The organism is Dactylosporangium maewongense, from assembly GCF_039531485.1.
Taxonomy (GTDB): Bacteria; Actinomycetota; Actinomycetes; order Mycobacteriales; family Micromonosporaceae; genus Dactylosporangium; species Dactylosporangium maewongense.
Map to the genome: position 1 here is coordinate 26,182 of NZ_BAAAQD010000041.1, position 19,001 is coordinate 45,182.

General features: G+C 71.7%; 16 protein-coding genes and 1 pseudogene. 4 read left to right on the plus strand and 13 right to left on the minus strand.

Annotation, left to right across the window (positions count from 1 at the left end; genetic code table 11):
- Positions 1-76: 76 nt before the first annotated feature.
- Positions 77-1,573 (minus strand): cellulose binding domain-containing protein, encoded by a 1,497-nt coding sequence (locus ABD332_RS53735; RefSeq protein ID WP_344513803.1) that lies wholly within the window; start codon positions 1,571-1,573, stop codon positions 77-79.
- Between the two features lie 25 nt (positions 1,574-1,598).
- Between ABD332_RS53735 and ABD332_RS53740 the strand changes: the two genes are divergently transcribed.
- A complete protein-coding gene (locus ABD332_RS53740) occupies positions 1,599-1,898 on the plus strand; it encodes a hypothetical protein (protein WP_344513805.1) in 300 nt (99 codons plus the stop codon).
- Positions 1,899-1,962: 64 nt separating this feature from the next.
- Here the strand turns inward: ABD332_RS53740 and ABD332_RS53745 are convergent, their stop codons facing one another.
- From ABD332_RS53745 to ABD332_RS53785, 9 genes are all read right to left on the minus strand, one after another.
- Positions 1,963-2,631 carry a hypothetical protein gene (locus ABD332_RS53745; protein ID WP_344513807.1) on the minus strand — a complete coding sequence of 223 codons (669 nt, stop codon included), beginning with the start codon at positions 2,629-2,631 and terminating at the stop codon, positions 1,963-1,965.
- A 140-nt stretch (positions 2,632-2,771) separates the two neighbouring features.
- On the minus strand, positions 2,772-3,827 hold the full coding sequence (locus ABD332_RS53750; protein WP_344513810.1) for a polysaccharide deacetylase family protein: 1,056 nt from the start codon (positions 3,825-3,827) through the stop codon (positions 2,772-2,774).
- Between the two features lie 232 nt (positions 3,828-4,059).
- On the minus strand, positions 4,060-5,058 hold the full coding sequence (locus tag ABD332_RS53755) for a S66 peptidase family protein (RefSeq protein WP_344513812.1): 999 nt from the start codon (positions 5,056-5,058) through the stop codon (positions 4,060-4,062).
- A gap of 193 nt (positions 5,059-5,251) precedes the next feature.
- Positions 5,252-6,055: a TIGR02569 family protein gene (locus ABD332_RS53760; RefSeq protein WP_344513814.1), complete on the minus strand. Its 804-nt coding sequence runs from the start codon at positions 6,053-6,055 to the stop codon at positions 5,252-5,254.
- Between the two features lie 90 nt (positions 6,056-6,145).
- Complete coding sequence (gene atzF / locus ABD332_RS53765) at positions 6,146-7,819, minus strand: allophanate hydrolase (protein ID WP_344513816.1); 1,674 nt, start codon at positions 7,817-7,819, stop codon at positions 6,146-6,148.
- On the minus strand, positions 7,816-11,310 hold the full coding sequence (locus ABD332_RS53770; RefSeq protein ID WP_344513818.1) for a 5-oxoprolinase/urea amidolyase family protein: 3,495 nt from the start codon (positions 11,308-11,310) through the stop codon (positions 7,816-7,818). The genes atzF and ABD332_RS53770 overlap by 4 nt, the downstream gene beginning before the upstream one ends.
- 4 nt (positions 11,311-11,314) lie before the next feature.
- Complete coding sequence (locus tag ABD332_RS53775) at positions 11,315-11,953, minus strand: urea amidolyase associated protein UAAP2 (protein ID WP_344513820.1); 639 nt, start codon at positions 11,951-11,953, stop codon at positions 11,315-11,317.
- On the minus strand, positions 11,950-12,747 hold the full coding sequence (locus ABD332_RS53780) for an urea amidolyase associated protein UAAP1 (RefSeq protein ID WP_344513822.1): 798 nt from the start codon (positions 12,745-12,747) through the stop codon (positions 11,950-11,952). The genes ABD332_RS53775 and ABD332_RS53780 overlap by 4 nt, the downstream gene beginning before the upstream one ends.
- Positions 12,744-14,321 carry an amino acid permease gene (locus ABD332_RS53785; protein WP_344513824.1) on the minus strand — a complete coding sequence of 526 codons (1,578 nt, stop codon included), beginning with the start codon at positions 14,319-14,321 and terminating at the stop codon, positions 12,744-12,746. The genes ABD332_RS53780 and ABD332_RS53785 overlap by 4 nt, the downstream gene beginning before the upstream one ends.
- A 190-nt stretch (positions 14,322-14,511) precedes the next feature.
- Between ABD332_RS53785 and ABD332_RS53790 the strand changes: the two genes are divergently transcribed.
- A complete protein-coding gene (locus ABD332_RS53790; RefSeq protein ID WP_344513826.1) occupies positions 14,512-15,123 on the plus strand; it encodes a TetR/AcrR family transcriptional regulator in 612 nt (203 codons plus the stop codon).
- Between the two features lie 28 nt (positions 15,124-15,151).
- Here the strand turns inward: ABD332_RS53790 and ABD332_RS53795 are convergent, their stop codons facing one another.
- On the minus strand, positions 15,152-15,586 hold the full coding sequence (locus ABD332_RS53795) for a winged helix-turn-helix transcriptional regulator (protein ID WP_344513828.1): 435 nt from the start codon (positions 15,584-15,586) through the stop codon (positions 15,152-15,154).
- 102 nt (positions 15,587-15,688) lie between these two features.
- Here ABD332_RS53795 and ABD332_RS53800 point away from each other — a divergent pair.
- Positions 15,689-16,345, plus strand: a pseudogene (locus ABD332_RS53800) (NADPH-dependent F420 reductase); the annotation flags it as partial.
- 25 nt (positions 16,346-16,370) lie between these two features.
- On the opposite strand, the gene ABD332_RS53805 reads toward ABD332_RS53800, so the two are convergent.
- Positions 16,371-16,940 (minus strand): MarR family winged helix-turn-helix transcriptional regulator, encoded by a 570-nt coding sequence (locus ABD332_RS53805; protein ID WP_344513830.1) that lies wholly within the window; start codon positions 16,938-16,940, stop codon positions 16,371-16,373.
- Between the two features lie 127 nt (positions 16,941-17,067).
- On the opposite strand from ABD332_RS53805, the gene ABD332_RS53810 reads away from it, so the two are divergent.
- Positions 17,068-18,318 (plus strand): amidohydrolase family protein, encoded by a 1,251-nt coding sequence (locus ABD332_RS53810; protein WP_344513832.1) that lies wholly within the window; start codon positions 17,068-17,070, stop codon positions 18,316-18,318.
- A gap of 65 nt (positions 18,319-18,383) precedes the next feature.
- Here ABD332_RS53810 and ABD332_RS53815 read toward each other — a convergent pair whose 3' ends face one another.
- Positions 18,384-18,962 (minus strand): TetR/AcrR family transcriptional regulator, encoded by a 579-nt coding sequence (locus ABD332_RS53815; RefSeq protein ID WP_344513834.1) that lies wholly within the window; start codon positions 18,960-18,962, stop codon positions 18,384-18,386.
- Between the last annotated feature and the right edge of the window lie 39 nt (positions 18,963-19,001).

A 19,001-nucleotide genomic window follows, 5' to 3' on the forward strand; every position in this document is an offset into this window, starting at 1 on the left:
GCGCCGGCGGCCGCCCAGGCGAGCAGGCCCGGGAACCCCGACGGCGACCCGGCAGCACGTCCTTGTCGGCGGTCGGTCACCAGGCCAGGGGGAGTGTCGACAGGTGCTGGGACAGGGCGGCGGCGAGGACCTGGTGGTCGTGCCGCGACGGGTGCCAGTCGCAGCCCAGCAGGTCCAGCCCCAGGGCGGTGTTGTCGTAGTACAGCGCCGAGACCCGGGCGTCGCCGGCGCTGTTGCGGGCCTGGACGATCTGCTGGACCGAGTCGGCGAACGCCGTCGTCATGTACGTCAGGTCCGGGTATGCGAGCACGATGTGCGTGCTCGTGCCGTACCGGGTCCGCAGCCTGTCGATGAAGGTCTGGTAGGCCGCGCGGTAGTCGGCGGCGAGCGCGCCGGTCGTCGACCACTTCTCGCCGGAGGTCAGTGCCATGGAGAAGTCGTTGATGCCCAGGCCGACCACCACGACCTGCGGCCGCCACGTGCTCGGCACCGGCCACACGCCGCTGTTGTACAGCGCCTGCAGGTCCTTGTCGTAGTAGCTCGCCGGGAAGTTGTACGCGGTGTTCTGGCCGCCGTAGTTGCGGACCATGCCCATGCCGGACCAGGCGATGATCTGGTAATCGGCATTGAGGCCCTTCGCGGTCAGTGCACCGAACGACGCGTCGGCGTTGGAGTTGCGGGTCACGCCGCCGTTGCCGGCGCAGTCGCGGGTCGTCGACATGTTGCCGTAGCCGGCGGTCCACGAGTCGCCGATGAACTCGATCTGGCGGCTGCGCCGGCCGGCCTTCGCCAGGATCGCGCCGCCGGTGTCGGCGACCAGGCCGCCGAACTCGCCCGCGGCCCACGGGCTCTCGGTCCGCTTCGCCAGCCGCACGGTGTGCTCGCCGCCCGGCAGGCCGCGCACCCAGTACGTGGTCCGGCCCGGCGTCACCAGGTTCGCCACGGTGGTGCCGTCGACCTGCACGACGTAGTCGTTGTCGGCGTCGTTGAGCGCCAGGCCGACGCCGGTGCCGCGGAACCGGCCCTCGAAGTACGTGCCGGGCCAGGTGAACTGCGCGGCGGTCCCGGCCGCTCGGACCCGGCCCACGGTGCTGACCTGGTCCAGCACGGTCCCCGCCGGGCCACTACCGGAGGCGGTCGGTGATGCCGTGCTTCCGGTACAGGCGACGCCGTTGAGCGCGAAGGTCCCCGGCACCGGGTTGGACGCGTTGTTCCAGGTGCCGCCGAAGCCGAAGTTCGTGGTGGCACCGGTGCCGAGGGCGGCGTTCCACGCGGCGTTGGTGACCGTCACCGTGGACCCCGACTGGCTCACCGTGCCGTTCCACAGCTGCGTGACGGTCTGCCCGGCGGCGAACGACCAGGTCAGCCGCCAGCTGGTGACGGGATCGCCGAGGTTGGTGACGTCCACGCTCGCGCCGAAGCCGCCCTGCCACTGACTCGTCACGGTGTACTTGACGCGGCATCCGGCGGCGGCGTGCGCGGCCAGCGTCGTCGCGAGCACCCCGGTCGACCCGACGATGACCGTGGCGGCCGTGACGATCGTCGTACGGGACCATATCCGCGCTGATCGCATGGGCGCTCCTCCTCGATGACTGTCGATGCGCTTCGAATGCTGCCCCGATGCCGCCGGGCGCGCACGCCGCCGCGACCGGATCATGCATCCGGACGGCGTTCAGCAGCGGCGACGCGGCCCGCCGCCGGGAAACGTTCACGGCCATACTGTTGCGATGACAATTCGGATCAACCGGCACATGGTCGCCGATGAGCGGATCGTCGCGGCGACCGACGACTTCCCGCGGCGGGTGGCGGCGCTGGTCGATGCCGAGCAGGAGGCGGGCCCGGCGGCACCGGCTGGGACATCGACATCGAGTCCGGCTACCTGCCCCGGTCGGTGCTGACCCGCGACTGGACCCGATAGACCTGCACGTGGACGCGGCCTACGCTGCCGGTGCTTGGAGCTTGCTAAACCTCGCGGTCATGGCGGTAGGCGGAACCCGCAGGGGTAAAGGTGAACGTGTCGGCGAAGGCGCCGGTGCCGTACCGGACCGCCACGAGGACGGGCTGCGCCTCGGGCTGCGGCTGAGGCGCGTTCCAGTCGTAGGTGCTTGCGAAGTGCAGGCAGACCAAGCCTCTGGCGCCGGACGCGGCGGCATAGGCGAGGGTCTTGGCGTAACGCGGGTTGCTGCCGCCGAACAGGACGGACGGTGGCCCGAGCTCGGCGACGATCTCATCGAGTTGCCGGTCCCGGCCACTCCATCGATCAGTCTCAGCGCTCAGCTGCTGGTGTTCGTCGTCGGGCAGGGTCCGATCCACGGTCAGCCAGCCGAGTCGCCACGCTATGTCGGCGTAGACAGAGGCTACCGCCGCACCGTCGTCCTGGTAGCCGGGCAGGATCGCCGTGAACGCCCCGTGCACACCAAGCGGGTTGAACGCACCTCGGACCCGAAGGTCATCGTGTTCCTGCCGCCACAGCTCGTCTGTCCCGTCGACAAAGGCGACGTCGTCCATGAGCAAGCGGATGGACAGCTCCCGACCCCACATGCTCGGGCGGCGCAACGCTTGGTTGAGGCGGTCCAGGTGGTAGCGCCGAACCTCGTCCAGACTGGGCGCACGGCGGATGTCAGGGGCCACTCGAGGATCGTTCCAGGTCCCCAGCGCCTCATCGCCGTCGGACTGCCCACATCGTCAACGTGAAACTGGACCGACCTGAGACCCGGCCCCACTGCCGGGGCGGGCGCCTCGAGGTGAGGCGCCCGCCCCGGTAGTCGCGTTTATACGGTGCAGGTCAGCGTGGGCACGGCGTTCGTGCCGTTCCAGGTGCCGGTGAAGCCGAACGACGTCGTGCCGTTGGCCGGGACGGCGCCGTTGTACGACACGTTCGTCACGGTGACGGCCGAGCCGGACGTGCTCAGCGTGCCGTTCCAGAGCTGTGTGATCGCCTGGCCGTTGGCGAACGTCCACCTGACCGTCCACCGTGAGATGGCGGCGTTCCCGGCGCGCACCGTGACCGAGGCCTGGAATCCGCCCTGCCACGAGCTGGTGACCGCGTACGTCGCGGAGCAGGCGCCGCCCGCCGGAGGGGGAGAGGTCGGCGGCTGCGACGTGCCGCCGCCCGGGGTGGTCGGCGGTGGGGTGGTCGGGTTGGTGCCGTCGGGGGCGACCGCCCGGCCGGTCTGCGGGGAGATCATGCCCGCGCAGAGGTTGCGCGCAGCCAGGCCCTGGGCGATGCGCGGGATGGCGGCGACCGTGTTGGCCGGCCAGTCGTGCATGAGGATGATCTGGCCGTTGGTGAGCCGCCCGGCGGCCTGGACGATCGCGTCGACGCTGGCGTTGTTCCAGTCCTGCGAGTCGACGTCCCAGATGATCTGGGTCAGGCCGTAGCGCGACAGGACCGACTGCACGGTGGCGTTGGTCTCGCCGTACGGGGGCCGGAAGAGCTTCGGGGTGCCGCCGCCGGCGCTGGCGATGGCCTGCTGGGTGCGGGACACCTCCGAGTCGATCTGGGCCTGGCTCTGCTGGGTCAGGTGCGGGTGGGTGTAGCTGTGGTTGCCGACCCACATGCCGGCGTCGACCTGCGCGCGGACCTGGGCCGGGTACTGGGCGGCGAACTGGCCCTCGTTGAACATTGTGGCCCGCAGCCCGTTCTGGCGCAGGGCGTTGAGCAGGTTGCCGGTGTTGGTGCCCGGGCCGTCGTCGAACGTGAGCCCGACGTACCCGTTACAGGTCGCGGCGTTCGCCGGGGTGGCGGCCCAGGCGACGAACGTGGAGAGGGCCGCGGCCGCCGAGACGGCGACAGCGGTGGCGAGCAGACGGCTACGCGTGTTCATGGTGCGCGCGTTCCTCCTCATTTTGGGCAGCGTGCGACGAACCGGTCGGCGTCCGGCTTTGACAAGTGTCGATGGCGCCAGTATTGGGCGACCTTCACGGCGGTGTCAAAGCTTTCGAAAAGCGCGGCGTCGACCGTGCCGGCTTCGCACGGGAACCGGTGACGGTCGCGGTGTACCTTTCCCGGCGCCATGGGGGGTAACGGGGGGACGGGCCGAACGCCGGCGTGAGCGCTCAGCCGCGCACCGCCGGTTCGAGCAGCGACAGTGTCCGCTGCTGCGCATCGAGACCGACACGGATGCCGACCGGCATCGGCAGGTTCGGGCCGGCGTGTCCGAACTCGACGTTGCCGAGCACCGGGATGTCACGGTCGCCGAGCACGTCGAGGACGATCTCGGACAGCGTCGGGGACGCCTCGGTCGAGTCGAGTCCGGCGATCTCGCGCGGAACGCCCACGACCATGCCGGAGATCCGATCGAGGATGCCGCCGTGCCGCATCACCTGCAGATAGCTCCACACGTGCGACGCCTGGCCGCCCATCTCCTCCCAGAACAACACGGCACCGTCGAACCGGTCGAGCGGCACCGCGAAGCGCGTCGCCTGTACCAGCGCGATGCGGTTGATCACCCCACCGATCAGCGGGCCTTCGACCCGCCCGGCGCGCCAACACTCCCACGACGAACTCGCAGGCAGCGGACCGATCGCCGCGGTGTCGGTCAGCAGCCTCGAGTACAGCTTCTCGAGCTCCGCCCGGCGGGTCGCCGGCGCCGTCTGCCAGTTGCCGCCGAAGCCGGGCACGGCCATGTCGGCATGGAACCCGACCAGGCCCGTGCGCGAGTACAGCACCAGATGCAGCAAGGAGATGTCGCTGTAGCCGAGGATCGGCTTCGGATCGGCCCTGATCGCCTCGATGTCGATCAGGTCGAGGTAGCCGAACGCCGTCTGGCCGCCGTCACTCGCGATGATCGCACGCACCTCAGGATCACGGAGAAGGCCGTTGAGCTCCGCGGCGATCTCCGCCGGCGTCGCCGCGCTCCACCACCGGTGCCGCCCGGCTTCCAGCAGCGGGGCCCGGCGCACGCGGAACCCCATCCGCTCGAGCGCGACCTCCGTCTGCGCGACGTTGCGCTCGTACGCCGCGGGCAGCGGCCCGGACAGCGAAGCGATGACGACGAGATCGCCGGGTCTCAGCGCACGAGGCCGGAGCGGCTGAGGCGAAGCGGAGCCGGTCACCGATGCAGTATCCGCATCCGCACCACAACCCGCGACACGTTTCCAGGCTCTGGCTCAGTTTCGGTGCAGTCGTGACTCGCAGCGACGTTCGTCCATGATCTTCGGGTGCTCGATGCGAGCTCCGTAGATCCTCGGCCGGTTGAGGGTAGGCAGACCGGTACGCGCTCCTGCGAGCTGGGGACCTCTTGACGGGTCACAGACCGATGGCTGCGGCCGCGAGACCGTACCGCCGAGCTTCGTCCTGCAGGTCGACTCCCTCGCCTCCGGACAAAACGCGCTCGTTCGTCGTGGCCATCCGGAACAGCAGTGCGCGCGCTACCGCCGCTGCCGATACATCCACCGTCTCCCACAGAGACGACGGTGCGTCGTGCCAGCAGAGCGCATCAGCCACCACGATCCCGTCGGCGTACGCGGGCGCCCGCCAGTAGGGCGAGATGTCGATGATGGCCGGAGGGAGCCCCGGAGCGAACAAGACGTTCTTCGTCAGGTCCGCGTGCACGAGCTGCGGGCGCCCCAACGGCTGCAGTGCGTCCTCCAGCCGTCGTGCCAGGGCGGCGAACTCCGGTACGAACCGGATAGCCCGTTCTGCCCAGGCCGCTCTGTCCGCTTGTGCCCACCAGTCCCGTCGCGTATCGAGAAAGACCGGCCGGCCGAGATGGGCAACCGCCCGGTGAAACGCCTGGCCGGCCGTGAGGATCTCCTGCCACGTCGATACCGCGGTGTAGTCCGGTTCGCCACCCTGGACCCATCGCGTGGCCGACCACCCCTGCACGCTCCACGCGCCGTCACGGGTACGGACCGGCGCCGCAAGCCGGAAACCTTCACATGTGACGTCGGTGAACGCATCGCCCAGCCATTCGTGCAGGGCACCCCCGTCCGGCTTGAGTACCACATGGTCCGCAGCCCACGAGGTGCCTTGCCCGCCGGTCAGCCGTCGGGCAGGCCCGTCGACACCGAAGGCGTGCAGGACGGTCGATGAAGGGTGATCACGAGACACCCGGTGCACGGTAGACGCCCTCGATCGTTCTATCGACACGATTTGAGCGAGGAAGACATCCGCTCATGCCACATGCAACGCCGGGCGTGTTCATCGGTGCTGCCGCAGGGAGGCCAGGTAGGCGCGCCAGCCGCCGTGGGCGGTGATGTCGGGGGCGTCGGCGACGGCGACGGCTTCGCACAGGAAGCCGGTGACGGTCGAGCCGTCGTCGAGGTGTACCTTCCCCAGCGCCATGGGGGAGGGCAGCGCGGCCAGGAACGGGCCGACCGCGGCGGGCGGCAGCTCCCACAGCTCGCCCTCCACGGCGGCGCCGCCGTCGAGGACGCGGACCAGGCCCGGTTTCGGCGGTTCGGTGGTCAGGCAGTGCAGCCGGTACTGCGGTGCGGTGCGGACCTGGCGGAGCAGGCGGCCACCCGCCTCGGTGAGCTGGTGGTTGAGCGGCTGCCCGGTCAGGTGCGCGCCGACCACCATCATCGGCAGCCCCCGCCGGTGCGCGCCCGTCGGAGCCTCGCCGGCCAGCCGTGCGGCGATGTCGGCGGCGACGGCGTCGGCGAAGCCGCGGGCGACGACCTGGACGCCGAAGTTGGTGCCGCCGGCCTCACCGGCGGGCACGGCGACGGCGCTGAGGCCGAACAGGTTGCAGAAGTTGGTGTAGGTGCCGACGGTGGCGTTGACTCCGATCGGGTCGGCGGTGACCTCGGCGATCGTCGGGTGGATCGGGCTGGTCGGCAGCAGGAGCGCGTCCGCGTCGCCCCATGCGGTCATGGCCTCGCGGCGCAGGTGCGCGAGCCGTTCGGTGTCGGCGACGAGGACGTGGGCGGGGATGTCGCGGGCGGCGCCGATGATGGCCCGGACGGTCGGGTCGATGTCGTCGGGGTGCCCGTCGATGAAGGCGCCGACGGCGGCGTACCGTTCGGCGACGAACCCGCCGTTGTAGAGCAGTCTCGCCGCGGCGAGGAACGGCGCGAGCCGGATCGGCCGCAGCCGGGCGCCGTGGGTCTCCAGGGTTTTCGTGGCCTGTTCGAACGCGTCGAGCCACTGCGGTGACAGGCCGGTCAGGTCGTCGCGGTCCGGCACCGCGACGATCGGGTGTGGCGGCGCCGCGAGCGGTGCGTCCGCGGGGAGGACCGGGTCGCTCATGAGGGCGATGGCGTGCGTTCCCTCGGCGACGGTACGGGCGAAGATGGTGACGCAGTCGAAGCTGCGGCAGGCCGGCACGACCCCGTCGGTGGGGACGAGTCCCGGTGTCGGTTTGACGCCGACGATGCCCTGGAACGCGGCGGGCACGCGGCCGGAGCCGGCGGTGTCGGTGCCGACGGCCAGGTCGGCGATGCCGAGCGCGACGGCCACGGCGGAGCCGGAGCTGGACCCGCCGGAGACGCGGGCGGGGTCGCGGACGTCGCGGACCGCGCCGTACGGGCTGCGGGTGCCGACCAGGCCGGTGGCGAACTGGTCGAGGTTGGTCTTGCCGAGGATCAGCGCGCCGGCGTCGACGAGGCGCTGCACGGCGGGGGCGCTGCATTCGGGCTGGTAGGCGTAGGCGGGGCAGCCCGCCGTGGTCGGCAGGCCCGCGACGTCGATGTTGTCCTTGACCGCGACGAGGCGCCCGGCCAGCGGCAGGTGCTCGCCGGCGGCGAGCCGGGCTTCCACGGCGGCGGCGTCGGCGAGCACGTCGCGTTCGGGGCGCAGCGTGATCCATGCCTCGGGGCGTTCGCCGAGGGCGAGGCGTGCGTAGGCGGCGCGGACGCGGTCGGTCGGTTTCATGCGAGCACCACCAGTGGGCTGCCCGGAGCGACCTGGGCTCCGGGGGTGACGAGGATGTCGGTGACGGTGCCGTCCCGCGGCGCGGTGACGACGCTCTCCAGTTTCATCGCTTCCAGGGCGAGCAGCGACTGCCCGGCGGTGACCCGGTCGCCGGGGCGCACGTCGACGCGCCACACGCTGGCGACGAACGGCGCCTCCACGAGCGCGCCGCCGTCCGGCACGGACACCGCACCGGCGGCGGGCGGCGCCGGCGGTTCGGGGCGGGGGTCGAACTCGCCCGCCGCCGCCCACGCGTCGCGTTCGGCACTGAACGCGGCGGCCTGCGTCGCCCGGAAGGCGGCGATCGAGGCGGCGTTGTCGGCCAGGAAGGCCTCATGCTCGGCGAGACGGAAGGTGCCGTCGTCGATGCGCAGCCGGTGCCGTCCGGCGGCGACGTCGGCGCGCAGGTCGAGCAGTTCCTCGGCGCCGACCGGGTACCACTGGATGCGGTCGAAGTGACGCAGTAGCCAAGGGTCGCCGGCTTCCCGCCGCCAGCGGGACCAGACCTGCACGGTACGGCCGACGAACTGGTAGCCGCCGGGGCCTTCCATGCCGTAGATGCACAGGTAGGCGCCGCCGATGCCGACGGCGTTCTCCGGGGTCCAGGTCCGGGCCGGGTTGTACTTCGTGGTGACGAGCCGGTGCCGCGGGTCGAGCGGGGTCGCGACCGGTGCGCCGAGGTACACGTCGCCGAGGCCGAGGACGAGGTAGCTGGCGTCGTAGACGGTGCGGTGGACGTCGTCGACGGACGCCAGGCCGTTGACCCGGCGGATGAACTCGATGTTCCACGGGCACCACGGGGCGTCGTCGCGGACGCCGTTGATGTAGCGGGCGATGGCCTCGCGGGTGGCCGGGTCGTCCCAGGACAGCGGCAGGTGCACGGTCCGGCTGGGCACGGCCAGGTCGCGGGTGGCGGGCAGGTCGGCCTGCAGCGCGCGGACCAGGCCGAGGAGCCTGCGCACCGGCAGGCGGGCGGGGTCGGCGTGGACCTGCAGCGAGCGGATGCCGGGGGTGAGGTCGACGACGCCGTCGAGGCCCTCGGCGCGCAGCCGGTCCATCAGGGCGTGGGCGCGTAGCCGCAGGCCGAGGTCGAGGGTCATCGGGCCGTACTCGATGAGCAGGTTGTCGTCGCCGGACCGCCGGTAGGTGACGTCGTCGTCGCGGGCCAGGATGCCGTCGTCGACGGGTCGCACCAGCGGTGTGAAGTCGAGGTCGGACACGGGCACGAACCGCACGGTGTCGCCGGGGGCCAGCTGGCCGAGCTTCCACCGCTCGGCGGTGACGACGGTGGCCGGGCAGACGAACCCGCCGAGGCTGGGCCCGTCCGGGCCGAGCAGGATCGGCACGTCGCCGGTGAAGTCGACGGCGCCGACCGAGTACGGGGTGTCGTGGATGTTCGACGGGTGCAGCCCCGCCTCGCCGCCGTCGGTGCGCGCCCACCGCGGCTTCGGGCCGACCAGCCGGACGCCGGTGCGCGCGGAGTTGAAGTGCACCTGCCACTGCGCGGCGTAGAACGCGTCGATGTCCTCGCGGGTGAAGAACTCGGGGGCCGCGTGCGGCCCTTCGGTCACCTTGATCTGCCAGTCACGGCGGATCACCGGTCGCTGCGCCACCGGGACGGCGGCGGAGGTCGCGCCGGCCGGCGGTGCGGTGCGCAGGACGTCGCCGAGGCGCAGGGTCCGGCCGCCGTGCCCGCCGAACTGCCCGAGCGTGAACGTCGCCGCGCTGCCCAGGTACTGCGGGACGGCGAGGCCGCCGGCGAACAGCACGTAGGCCCGCAGCCCGCCCTCGGTCGCCCGGCCCACGTCGAGGACCGAGCCGGCGCGCACCCGTACCGGCTCCCACTGGGGCACCTGGACGCCGTCGACGGTGACGGGCATCGCGGCGCCGGTGACGCAGATCGTGGTGTCGGCGGTGAACCGCAGCGCGGGCCCGTCGACGGTGCACTCCAGCCCGGCGGCGCCCTCGGGGTTGCCGAGCGCCGTGTTGCCGAGCCGGAACGACAGGTCGTCCATCGGCCCCGACGGTGGCACGCCGACCTCCCACAGCCCGGTGCGCCCGGGCCAGTCCTGCACGGCCGTCAGCGTGCCGGCCCGCTCCACGACGATGCGCGACTCCGTGTCGTGCACGCCGGCGAGGGTCGCGGTCGAGTGCCGGGCGGCGAGCACGTCGCCGTTGCCGGCCGCCGCCCGCAGCAGACCGAGGTTCGTCTCGATGCCGTCGACGCGGGTGGCGGCCAGGGCGTCGCGGAGGTTGGCGAACGCCTCGTCGCGGGTCGCCCCGGTCACGATGACCTTGGCGAGCATCGGGTCGTACGCCGTGCTCACCTCGGTGCCGGCCTCGACCCAGCCGTCGACCCGCACGCCCGCCGGGAACGCGACGTCGGTGACGAGGCCGGCGCTGGGCTGATGCTCCCGGGTCGGGTCCTCGGCGTAGACGCGGGCCTCGACGGCGGCGCCGGCACCGCCCCGGCGCGGGGTGTCCAGGACGTCGTCGTCGCCCTGGGCCAGGCGCAGCATCCACTCGACCAGGTCGACGCCGAGGACCTCCTCGGTCACCGGGTGCTCGACCTGCAGGCGCGCGTTGACCTCGAGGAAGGAGGCCTGTTCCCGCTCGGCGTCGTAGACGAACTCGACGGTGCCCGCCGACCGGTAGCTCACCGACGCGCACAGCGCCGCCGCCGAGTTGTGCAGCCGCTCGCGGACCGCGCCGGACAGGCCGGGCGCGGGCGCCTCCTCGATCACCTTCTGGTTGCGGCGTTGCAGGCTGCAGTCTCGGTCGCCGAGCGCGACGACGCGGCCGCGGCCGTCGCCGAAGACCTGCACCTCGACGTGGCGGGCGCGCTGCACGAAGCGTTCCAGGAAGACGCCGCCGCTGCCGAAGCTGGCCAGGGCGAGGCGTTCCACCCGGTCGAATGCGGCGGCGAGCTCGGCCGGCGTGTGGCACGCCTGCATGCCGATGCCGCCACCGCCGCCGGTCGCCTTGACCATCACCGGGTAGCCGATCCGGTCGGCGGCGGCGAGTGCCTCGTCGAGACCGGCGAGCAGGCCGGTGCCCTCGATCATCGGTACGCCGGCCGCGCGGGCCAGCTCGCGTGCGGTGTGCTTGGCGCCGAACGCGGTGAGCTGCGCGGGTGTCGGCCCGACGAAGGCGAGCCCGGCCGCTTCCACGGCGGTGGCGAAGGCCGCGTCCTCGGAGAGGAACCCGTAGCCGGGGTGCACCGCACCGGCGCCGCTGGACAGCGCCGCGTCGAGCACGCGGTCCACCAGCAGGTAGCTCTGCCGGGCCGGGGCCGGGCCGAGCCGCACCGCCTGGTCGGCGAGCCGTACATGTGGAGCGCCGCGGTCCGGGTCGGAGAAGACCGCGACCGTCTTCAGGCCGAGCCGGGCGGCGGTGCGGATGATGCGGCAGGCGATCTCGCCGCGGTTGGCGACCAGAAGCGTGTCGAACACGCGGCTACTCCTCGGTGACGATCATGCGGACCGGCGTCGGGTCGAAGCCGTTGCACGGGTTGTTGATCTGCGGGCAGTTCGACACCAGCACCAGCACGTCCATCTCGGCGCGCACCGCGACCCGCAGGCCGGGCGCGGAGATGCCGTCGACGATGCCGAGACTGCCGTCCGGGTCGACCGGCACGTTCATGTACCAGTTGATGTTGCTGACCAGGTCCCGTTTGCCGAGCCCCCACCGGGCGCCCTCGATGAGGAAGTTCTCCACGCAGGCGTGCTGGTGCTTGGTGTGCTGCCCGTAGCGCAGGGTGTTCGACTCCCGGCTGCAGGCGCCGCCGACGGTGTCGTGCCGGCCGACCTCGTCGCCGACGACGGTCATCAGCGCCCGGCCCTCGTTGGAGCGCAGCACGCTCCCGGTGGTCAGGAAGATGCCGCCCTGCGCGGCGATCGTGTCCGGCGCCGAATAGCGTTCGGCCGTGTCGCCGGCGTTGTAGAGCAGGCAGTCGACGGCCTGGTTGCCGTGCAGGTCCACGATGGTCAGGACCTGGCCGCGGCGCACCACCGCCGACCAGGGCGCGCGCGCCGCGACGGTCTCGTCCAGCACGATCCGGCCGGCGGCCGGCGCCGGCGCTGCGGTGACGGTCATTCGATCCCCCGGGCGGTCAGGTAGTCCGCGGTGTTGAGCAGCGCGCGCTCGCCCTCCGGCGACCGCGACCACAGCGCGTCCGCGGGCGCGGTGGGTGCGCCGGGCCGGGCCTGCACGCGGACGGGTGTGCAGGTGTACGCCTCCCGCGGGTCGAGCGGGTGCGGCACGTTGGCCAGCAGCACGATCAGCGGCAGCTCCGCCCGCAGCTCGACCGTCGCCCCGGGCCCGGCCGACCCGAGCCAGGTGAACGTGCCGTCGTCGCCGACGCGGACCCCTTGGAAGAACGAGATGCTCGGCGGCAGGTCCCGGCGGGTCAGGCCGTGCTTGGCGGCGGCCAGGACGAACAGCTCCCGCCCGGCCGGTGTCGCGGTGTGCGGCGCGCCGCCGCCGTACCTGCCGGTGTTGCTCGCGAGTGTCGAGGTGCCGCAGAAGGTGTCCGAACGGTCCGGGGCGCCGGCCGTCACCGAGGCCAGGACCCGCCCCTGGTCGGACAGCAGCAGGTGCCCTTCGCCGATGTACGCCTGCCACAGGACCTTGACCGTGTCGGCGACGTTGAGGCGCTCCCACGGCTCGTCGGCGTTGAACAGCAGCACCGACACGCAGGCGTCGCCGTGCAGGTCGGTCAGCTGCAGCGTGGTGCCGCGGGCGAGCCGCTTGCCGGCGTAGCCACCACCCGGGATCGTCTCGGCCCAGCTGAGGCCCTCACCGGCAGGGACGGTGGGCATGCATTCCACGACGGTCCCGCCCTGGGCGCGGGCGTGCGCCCGCGCCCCAGCGGTGGTCGCGGTGCTCATGCCGTCTCTCCGGCGACGACGGGTGCGGTGAAGGCCAGCTCCGGGTGCAAGGCGGCGACCTTGGCGCGGTGGCGCAGGAACGCGGCGGCACCGGCGAGCAGGGCGGCGCCGACGAACAGCAGCGGGAAGTAGTGCAGGTACCAGTGGGCGCCGGCCGGGTCGTACACCTCCTGCCGGGGCCACCCGAGGTTCAGGATCATGCCGATGCCGTAGACGACGGCGAGGGCGTTGACGACGATGCCGAACTTCCCGAGGGAGAACAGCTTGCCGCCGCGCTCCGTGGCGGCCGCCTCCTCGCCGGCCGGCCAGCCCTTGCTGCGCCGGATCAGCAGCGGGATCGTCACCAGGGCGTAGGCGATGTACAGCATGACGATGCAGACGCTGGTCAGGGCGGTGAACAGGGCGGCCTGGCCGATGTTGACCAGCAGGACCGCGGCCGCGCCGACACCGACGACGATCGCCGGCCACGCCGGCGTCCCGGTGCGCGGGTTGACCTTGCTGAGCGCGCCGGAGAACGGCAGGACGCCGTCACGCGCCATCGAGAAGATCATCCGGCTGCCCGCGGTCTGGATCGCGAGGGTGCAGACCGCGACCGCGATCGCCACGTCGATCAGCAGGATCCGTCCGCCGGCCTCACCGAGGCGGCTCGTCAGCACGTACGGCAGGCCCTCGGTGGCCAGCCGGCCGTCGGTCAGGCTCGGCGCGGACATCAGCGCGACCAGCAGCATCAGGCCACCGCCGATGCCGGAGGCGGCGAGCGCCCGCAGGATCGTGCGTGGCGCGATGTGCCGCGGGTCGCGGGTCTCCTCGCTGAGCTCGCCGGCACTGTCGAAGCCGACCACCACGTACGCCGCCATGAGCGCCGACACCAGGAACGGCCCGACGTAGGACAGGCCGCTGCCCATCCCGCCGGTGTCGAATACCACGCCCGGCCCGCGCTCGATGTTGAACAGCAGCAGGATCACGACGGCCGCCACGCCGATGATCTCCAGGGTCACGCCGGCGCTGTTGACGATCGCCATGAGCCGCACGCCGATGACGTTCACCAGCGTGGTCAACGCGATCAGGATCGAGCCGAGGACGACGGCGTTGGTGGCGCCGCTGGTCGAGGTGAGCGCGGGGTCGCCGCCGACGAGCTGGAAGCCGGACCAGATCTGGGGGAGCACGACCTGCAGGGCGATCGCGGCGGCGGCGACCGTCACGATCTGCGCGACGATCATGACCCATCCGGCGAACCAGCCGACCGTGGCGTTCGACAGCCGCCGCGACCACTGGTAGATGCAGCCGGAGAGCGGGTAGCGGGCGGCGAGCTCGGCGAAGTTGAGCGCCACCATGAACTGGCCGGCGAAGACCAGCGGCCAGGTCCAGAAGAACGCCGGGCCGCCGAAGGAGAACCCGAAGGCGAAGAGCTGGAAGACCGTCGTGAGGATCGAGACGAACGAGAACCCGGCGGCGAACGACGCGTAGCTGCCGATGCTGCGGCGCAGCTCGGGCCGGTAGCCGAAGCCACGGAGATCCGCGGCGTCGGCTCGATCGCTCGCCGGTGGTGTCGCCAGGGTGGGGGTAGTGGACAAGACCGCCTCCTCGACGCAGGCGGCAGCGGGTCTGGGGGTCCCGCCGCCCGAATACCTGTCGAGTGACAGATTTCTCGACGTGAGATCGACAGGCGTTTCTCCGTCGTAAACGTTCGATTGCCGGACGTCTCGGCGCGGTTACGTCCCGCTCACATCGCCCCGGACCCCGGTTGCGTGCGACGATGCGAGCGTGAGCTCCGCACCTTCCGTCGGCCGTCCCCGCTCCGGAGCCCGGCGCCTGCCGGCCGGCACCGCCCGCGAGGAGATCCTCGACGCCGCGGCCGAGCTCTTCTCCGAACGCGGGTACGCCGCCACCTCGACCCGCATGATCGCCGAGATGGTCGGGGTGCGGCAGGCGTCGCTGTACTACCACTTCAGCACCAAGGAACAGATCCTGGCCGAGCTGCTCGAATCGACCGTCCGCCCGTCGCTGACCTACGCCGAGCAACTCGCCCAGCAGGCGCTGAGCCCCGCCGACGCCCTGCAGGCGCTCGTCCGGTACGACGTCGGGATCCTGCTCGGCGCACGATGGAACGTCGGCATCCTGTACGCCCTGCCGGAGATCGCGACCGAACCGTTCACCCGTTTCCGTGCCGAACGCGAGCAGCTCAGGTCCGCGTACCGCCGCCTGGTCGCCGCCGTCGCGGGCACCCCCACGGCGGACGTGACCGGCGACCTGGTCTTCGGCATGGTGGAGAGCGTCATCGGCATGCGCCGCGACCTGCCGGCCCTGCCACCGCCGGACCAGCTCGGCCAGTCGGTCGCCGACGCGGCCCTGCGCCTCGCCGGCTCCCCTCGCTGACCGGCACCCACTCCCTTCGCTGTGGCAGCTACTCGGCGTTGCCGGGGAGTGAGATGCGGCGACGCCGAGCGGCTCCGGGTCGGGTGTACGCCTCCCGTACCTCGAACCGCTCCTGAGCGTCAAGGACCGCATCGGCGTACCGGCTGGCCCAGGCACCCATTGCCTGCATCGGCTCCAGCAGCGCGTTGCCCGCTTCCGTGAGCGCGTAGTCCACACGGGGTGGCACTTCCGGGTACGGCCGGCGCTCCATCAGGCCGTTGTACTCCAGCCGGCGCAACGCGTCGTTGAGTACCTTGGGGCTGATCCCGCCGATCCGGGTGAGGAGTGCCGTCGGCCGCATCGGACCGTAAGCGGCGATGGTGAAGACCACGACGCTGTCCCAGCGGTTGGCGAGCACCTCGAATGCCACGCGGGCCCGGCAGTCGGAGGTGTAGTCGTCGAGCTGGTCGGCGGGATCACCCATGCGCCCATCCTGCCCGATGTATTGCACACCATACGGTGTGCATCGGCCTGCCTATCGTCCTGCACGGCTGCCTGAACCGAGCAGCCGCGGAGCGGGAAACGGAGCAGATGGATGAAAATCGGCATCCTCGGCACGGGCGGTATGGCGGCGGCACTTGGCGGCGCATGGACTGTGGCCGGACACGAGGTGGTGATCGGTGGCCGGAGTCAGGGGCGGGCGGAGCAGACCGCCAGACGCATCGGCGCCGCCGGGCATGGCAGCCTCGTGGACGCGGCGGGCCACGGCGATGCCGTCCTCGTCGCGGTTCCGGCGGCAGAGGCGCCGCAATTGGTGGGCAGCCTTGCCGGGAGCCTCGCCGGTCGGACGGTCATGGACTGCACCAACTCCCTCGTGCCGACCAGCGACGGGCTGATGCTCAACACCGGCGGCACGACGTCTGTGGCGCGGCAACTCGCCGGCGCCGCGCCCGGCGCGCACGTGGTCAAGGTGTTCAACCTCTGCCACGTCAGCATCTGGACACTGCGTCCGCCAACCTTCGAGGGCGTACCACTGGCCGTGCCCTACTGCGCTGACCACGCCGAGGCAGCCGCGGCGACGGAGACCCTGATCAGCTCGATCGGCTGCACGCCAGCGCCCTGCGGCGGGCTGGCACGAGCGGCCTACCTGGAGGCGGCAGCGGCGCTTGCGATCGGGCTGTGGTGGGCAGGCCAGCAGCCGCGCACCGCGTTCCCCCTTCCGGCAGAGGCGCCGCCTCGCTGAGGTCGCAGGGCGCGGGGCCGTGTCGTCAATCGGCGGAATCGGTCTTCGCTGCCGTGCTCTTCCTGCGCGCGCCTTCGCCGGAGCGGCTTGGCTTGTCGCTGTCGTCACTGCCGGGCGGTTCGGGGAGGCGGGACGTGGCTTCGGCGTACTTGATGAGCAGGCGGGCGAACTCCAGCTGCTCGGCCTTCGGCCAGTCGCGGGTGATGTATTCGAACGCCTGCCGGTGCTGGTGGCGGAAGTGGTCGAGCAGCGCGTTGCCTTCGTCGGTCAGCTGGATGATGGTGCGTCTGCCGTCTCGTTGTGAGGCCGCGCGCACGAGGTAGCCGTGGGTGATGCAGTCGCTGGCCATACGGCTGGCCACGGAAGGGTCGACCATGAGGTGGTCGGCGAGGTTGCCGACGGTCATCTCCCGGCCGGCAAGCTGCGCTTCCTCGACGAGGTTGAGGACCAGGTTGCGGGTGAGGTCCTTACGGCCGCTCGGCGGGTCGACCGGGGCCTGCATGGTGCGTCGCCGCATCCGGGCGAACGCCCCGCCCACCGCATCCAACAGGTCCCGTTCTCGCTGTTCGAGCGCGCTTTCGCTGGTCACCGGCATAGCCTACGCGAGGAAGTGCCGGTGAGCACATGTGTGCACTGTTGCACATAATTGCTGAACCGCACTATTCTTCGGCTCGGCACGTTGTGAGCCAACTGCTCGAACAGTCCAGGAGACGAGGTACGGCATGGTTACCGCCATCACGAACGCGCGGGTGTTCGACGGTGAGAAGGTGCTCGAATCGGCAACGGTCGTCATCGACGGCACCCGGATCGCCGCGGTCGGCGGGGAACCGCCGGCCGCGGCAGAGATTGTCGACGCGTCCGGGGCGACGCTGCTGCCGGGCCTGATCGACGCGCACACCCACAGCTCCGATGAAGCGCTCGCCCTGGCGCTGCGGTTCGGCGTCACGACCGAGCTCGAGATGCAGGGCATGAACACGCGGCCCCACCGGTCGCACATCATCGGCGACGACACCCTCGCGGACGTGCGCTCCGCGGGCTTCGGCATCACCCCGCCCGGCGGTCACCCCAGCGAACTGTTCCCGGACGACTTCGACTTCGGCCCTGGACCCGGCGGCGACGACCAGCACGGTGGACACGACGGACCGGCGCCGTTGATGCCGTTCGCCACCACGCCGGAGGAAGCGGCCGGCTTCATTCCTCAGCTGATCGCGGCCGGCTCGGACTACATCAAGTTCATGGTCGACGACGGTTCCGTGGAAGGCCACCCCGGACTGCCGATGCTCGACCAGGCCACCCTCAACGCCGGCGTGGCCGAGGCGCGCCGGCACGGCATGCTCACCCTTGCCCACGCGCTCACGGTCGACGCGACCCGGATGGCGGTCGACGCCGGCGTCCACGGTCTCGCCCACCTGTTCATGGACCAGCCACACACCGACGACGTCATCGAACGGATCGCCACTGCCGGCGTGTTCGTCGTCCCGTGCGTCGTGCTGGACGCGTCCATGATGGGCATCACCGCATCAGCGCTGGCCGACGATCCCCGCGTCGCCGCCCGCCTCGGCGAGGCCTGGACGGACCTCCTCCGCGGCAGCTACAACCGGTATCCGCAGGGCAGGCTGGAGGACGTGTTGCACTCGGTCAAGGCACTGCACGACGCCGGCGTCGACATCCTCGTCGGAACCGACGCCGTCCCGTTCCCGCTGCCCTTCATGGCCGGAGTGGCACACGGTGCGAGCGTCCACCACGAGCTGCAGTACCTGGTCCGGGCCGGCCTCACCCCGCTCGAGGCGCTACGCGCGGCGACATCCACACCCGCTCGCCGCTTCGGACTCGACGACCGCGGGCGCATCGCCGCCGGCCTGCGCGCGGACCTGCTCCTCGTCGACGGCGACCCCACCACCCGGATCGGTGACACGCTGAACCTGCGTACGGTCTGGCGGCGCGGCACCCCCACCCAGCTCACGATCGACTGAACAAGGCCGGCGAGCCCGTGCTCGACGAGCGCCACGTCCTCGTCGCGCCGGCCGACGACGGTGTGTCAGATCACGGCGAGCCGGTCCACCAGCAGCTGCACCCTCAGCTCGGCGTACTCGGGTAGCAGGCGGCCCGCGCGGGTCAGGGTCGCCAGGCCGTGCAGGGACGCCCAGAACACCTCGGTGAACAGCCCTGGGTCGACGCCGTCGCCGGCGACCTCGCTCAGGCTCTCCATCAGCGCGGCGAAGGCGTCCTTCAGTGGCTCGGGAGTGTCCTCCTGCGCGTACGTCAGACCGCCGTCGAGCTGGAACAGGGCGTCGTAGACCGCGGGATTGTGCGCGGCGAAGTCGAGGTAGGCGCGGGCCAGGGCGGTGACCCGGGCGCGCGGGTCGTCCTCGGCGGAGGTCGCGGCCCGCATCGCCGCGGCCATCTCGGTGGCGCCTTCCAGGGCGACGGCGCCGATGATCTCCCGTTTGCCGCGGAAGTGGCTGTACAGGACGGGCTGGCTGTATTCGATGCGCTCGGCGAGCCGGCGGGTGGTGACCGCGTCCCAGCCCTGCTGCTCGGCGAGTTCGCGGGCGGTCGCCACGATGAGGCGCTCGCGGACCGCCTGCTCGCGCTGTTTGCGTTCCTGCGTCGACATGACCCGATCCTAGCACTGCTAGACAATCGAGCAGTGGCA

What these genes read in the sequence shown, in the direction of transcription:
- ABD332_RS53735 (WP_344513803.1), bottom strand. Translation starts at nt 1,573, where the DNA reads ATGCGATCAGCGCGGATATGGTCCCGTACGACGATCGTCACGGCCGCC.
- ABD332_RS53740 (WP_344513805.1), top strand. Translation starts at nt 1,599, where the DNA reads ATGCGCTTCGAATGCTGCCCCGATGCCGCCGGGCGCGCACGCCGCCGC.
- ABD332_RS53750 (WP_344513810.1), bottom strand. Translation starts at nt 3,827, where the DNA reads ATGAACACGCGTAGCCGTCTGCTCGCCACCGCTGTCGCCGTCTCGGCG.
- atzF (WP_344513816.1), bottom strand. Translation starts at nt 7,819, where the DNA reads ATGAAACCGACCGACCGCGTCCGCGCCGCCTACGCACGCCTCGCCCTC.
- ABD332_RS53775 (WP_344513820.1), bottom strand. Translation starts at nt 11,953, where the DNA reads ATGACCGTCACCGCAGCGCCGGCGCCGGCCGCCGGCCGGATCGTGCTG.
- ABD332_RS53780 (WP_344513822.1), bottom strand. Translation starts at nt 12,747, where the DNA reads ATGAGCACCGCGACCACCGCTGGGGCGCGGGCGCACGCCCGCGCCCAG.
- ABD332_RS53795 (WP_344513828.1), bottom strand. Translation starts at nt 15,586, where the DNA reads ATGGGTGATCCCGCCGACCAGCTCGACGACTACACCTCCGACTGCCGG.
- ABD332_RS53805 (WP_344513830.1), bottom strand. Translation starts at nt 16,940, where the DNA reads ATGCCGGTGACCAGCGAAAGCGCGCTCGAACAGCGAGAACGGGACCTG.
- ABD332_RS53810 (WP_344513832.1), top strand. Translation starts at nt 17,068, where the DNA reads ATGGTTACCGCCATCACGAACGCGCGGGTGTTCGACGGTGAGAAGGTG.
- ABD332_RS53815 (WP_344513834.1), bottom strand. Translation starts at nt 18,962, where the DNA reads ATGTCGACGCAGGAACGCAAACAGCGCGAGCAGGCGGTCCGCGAGCGC.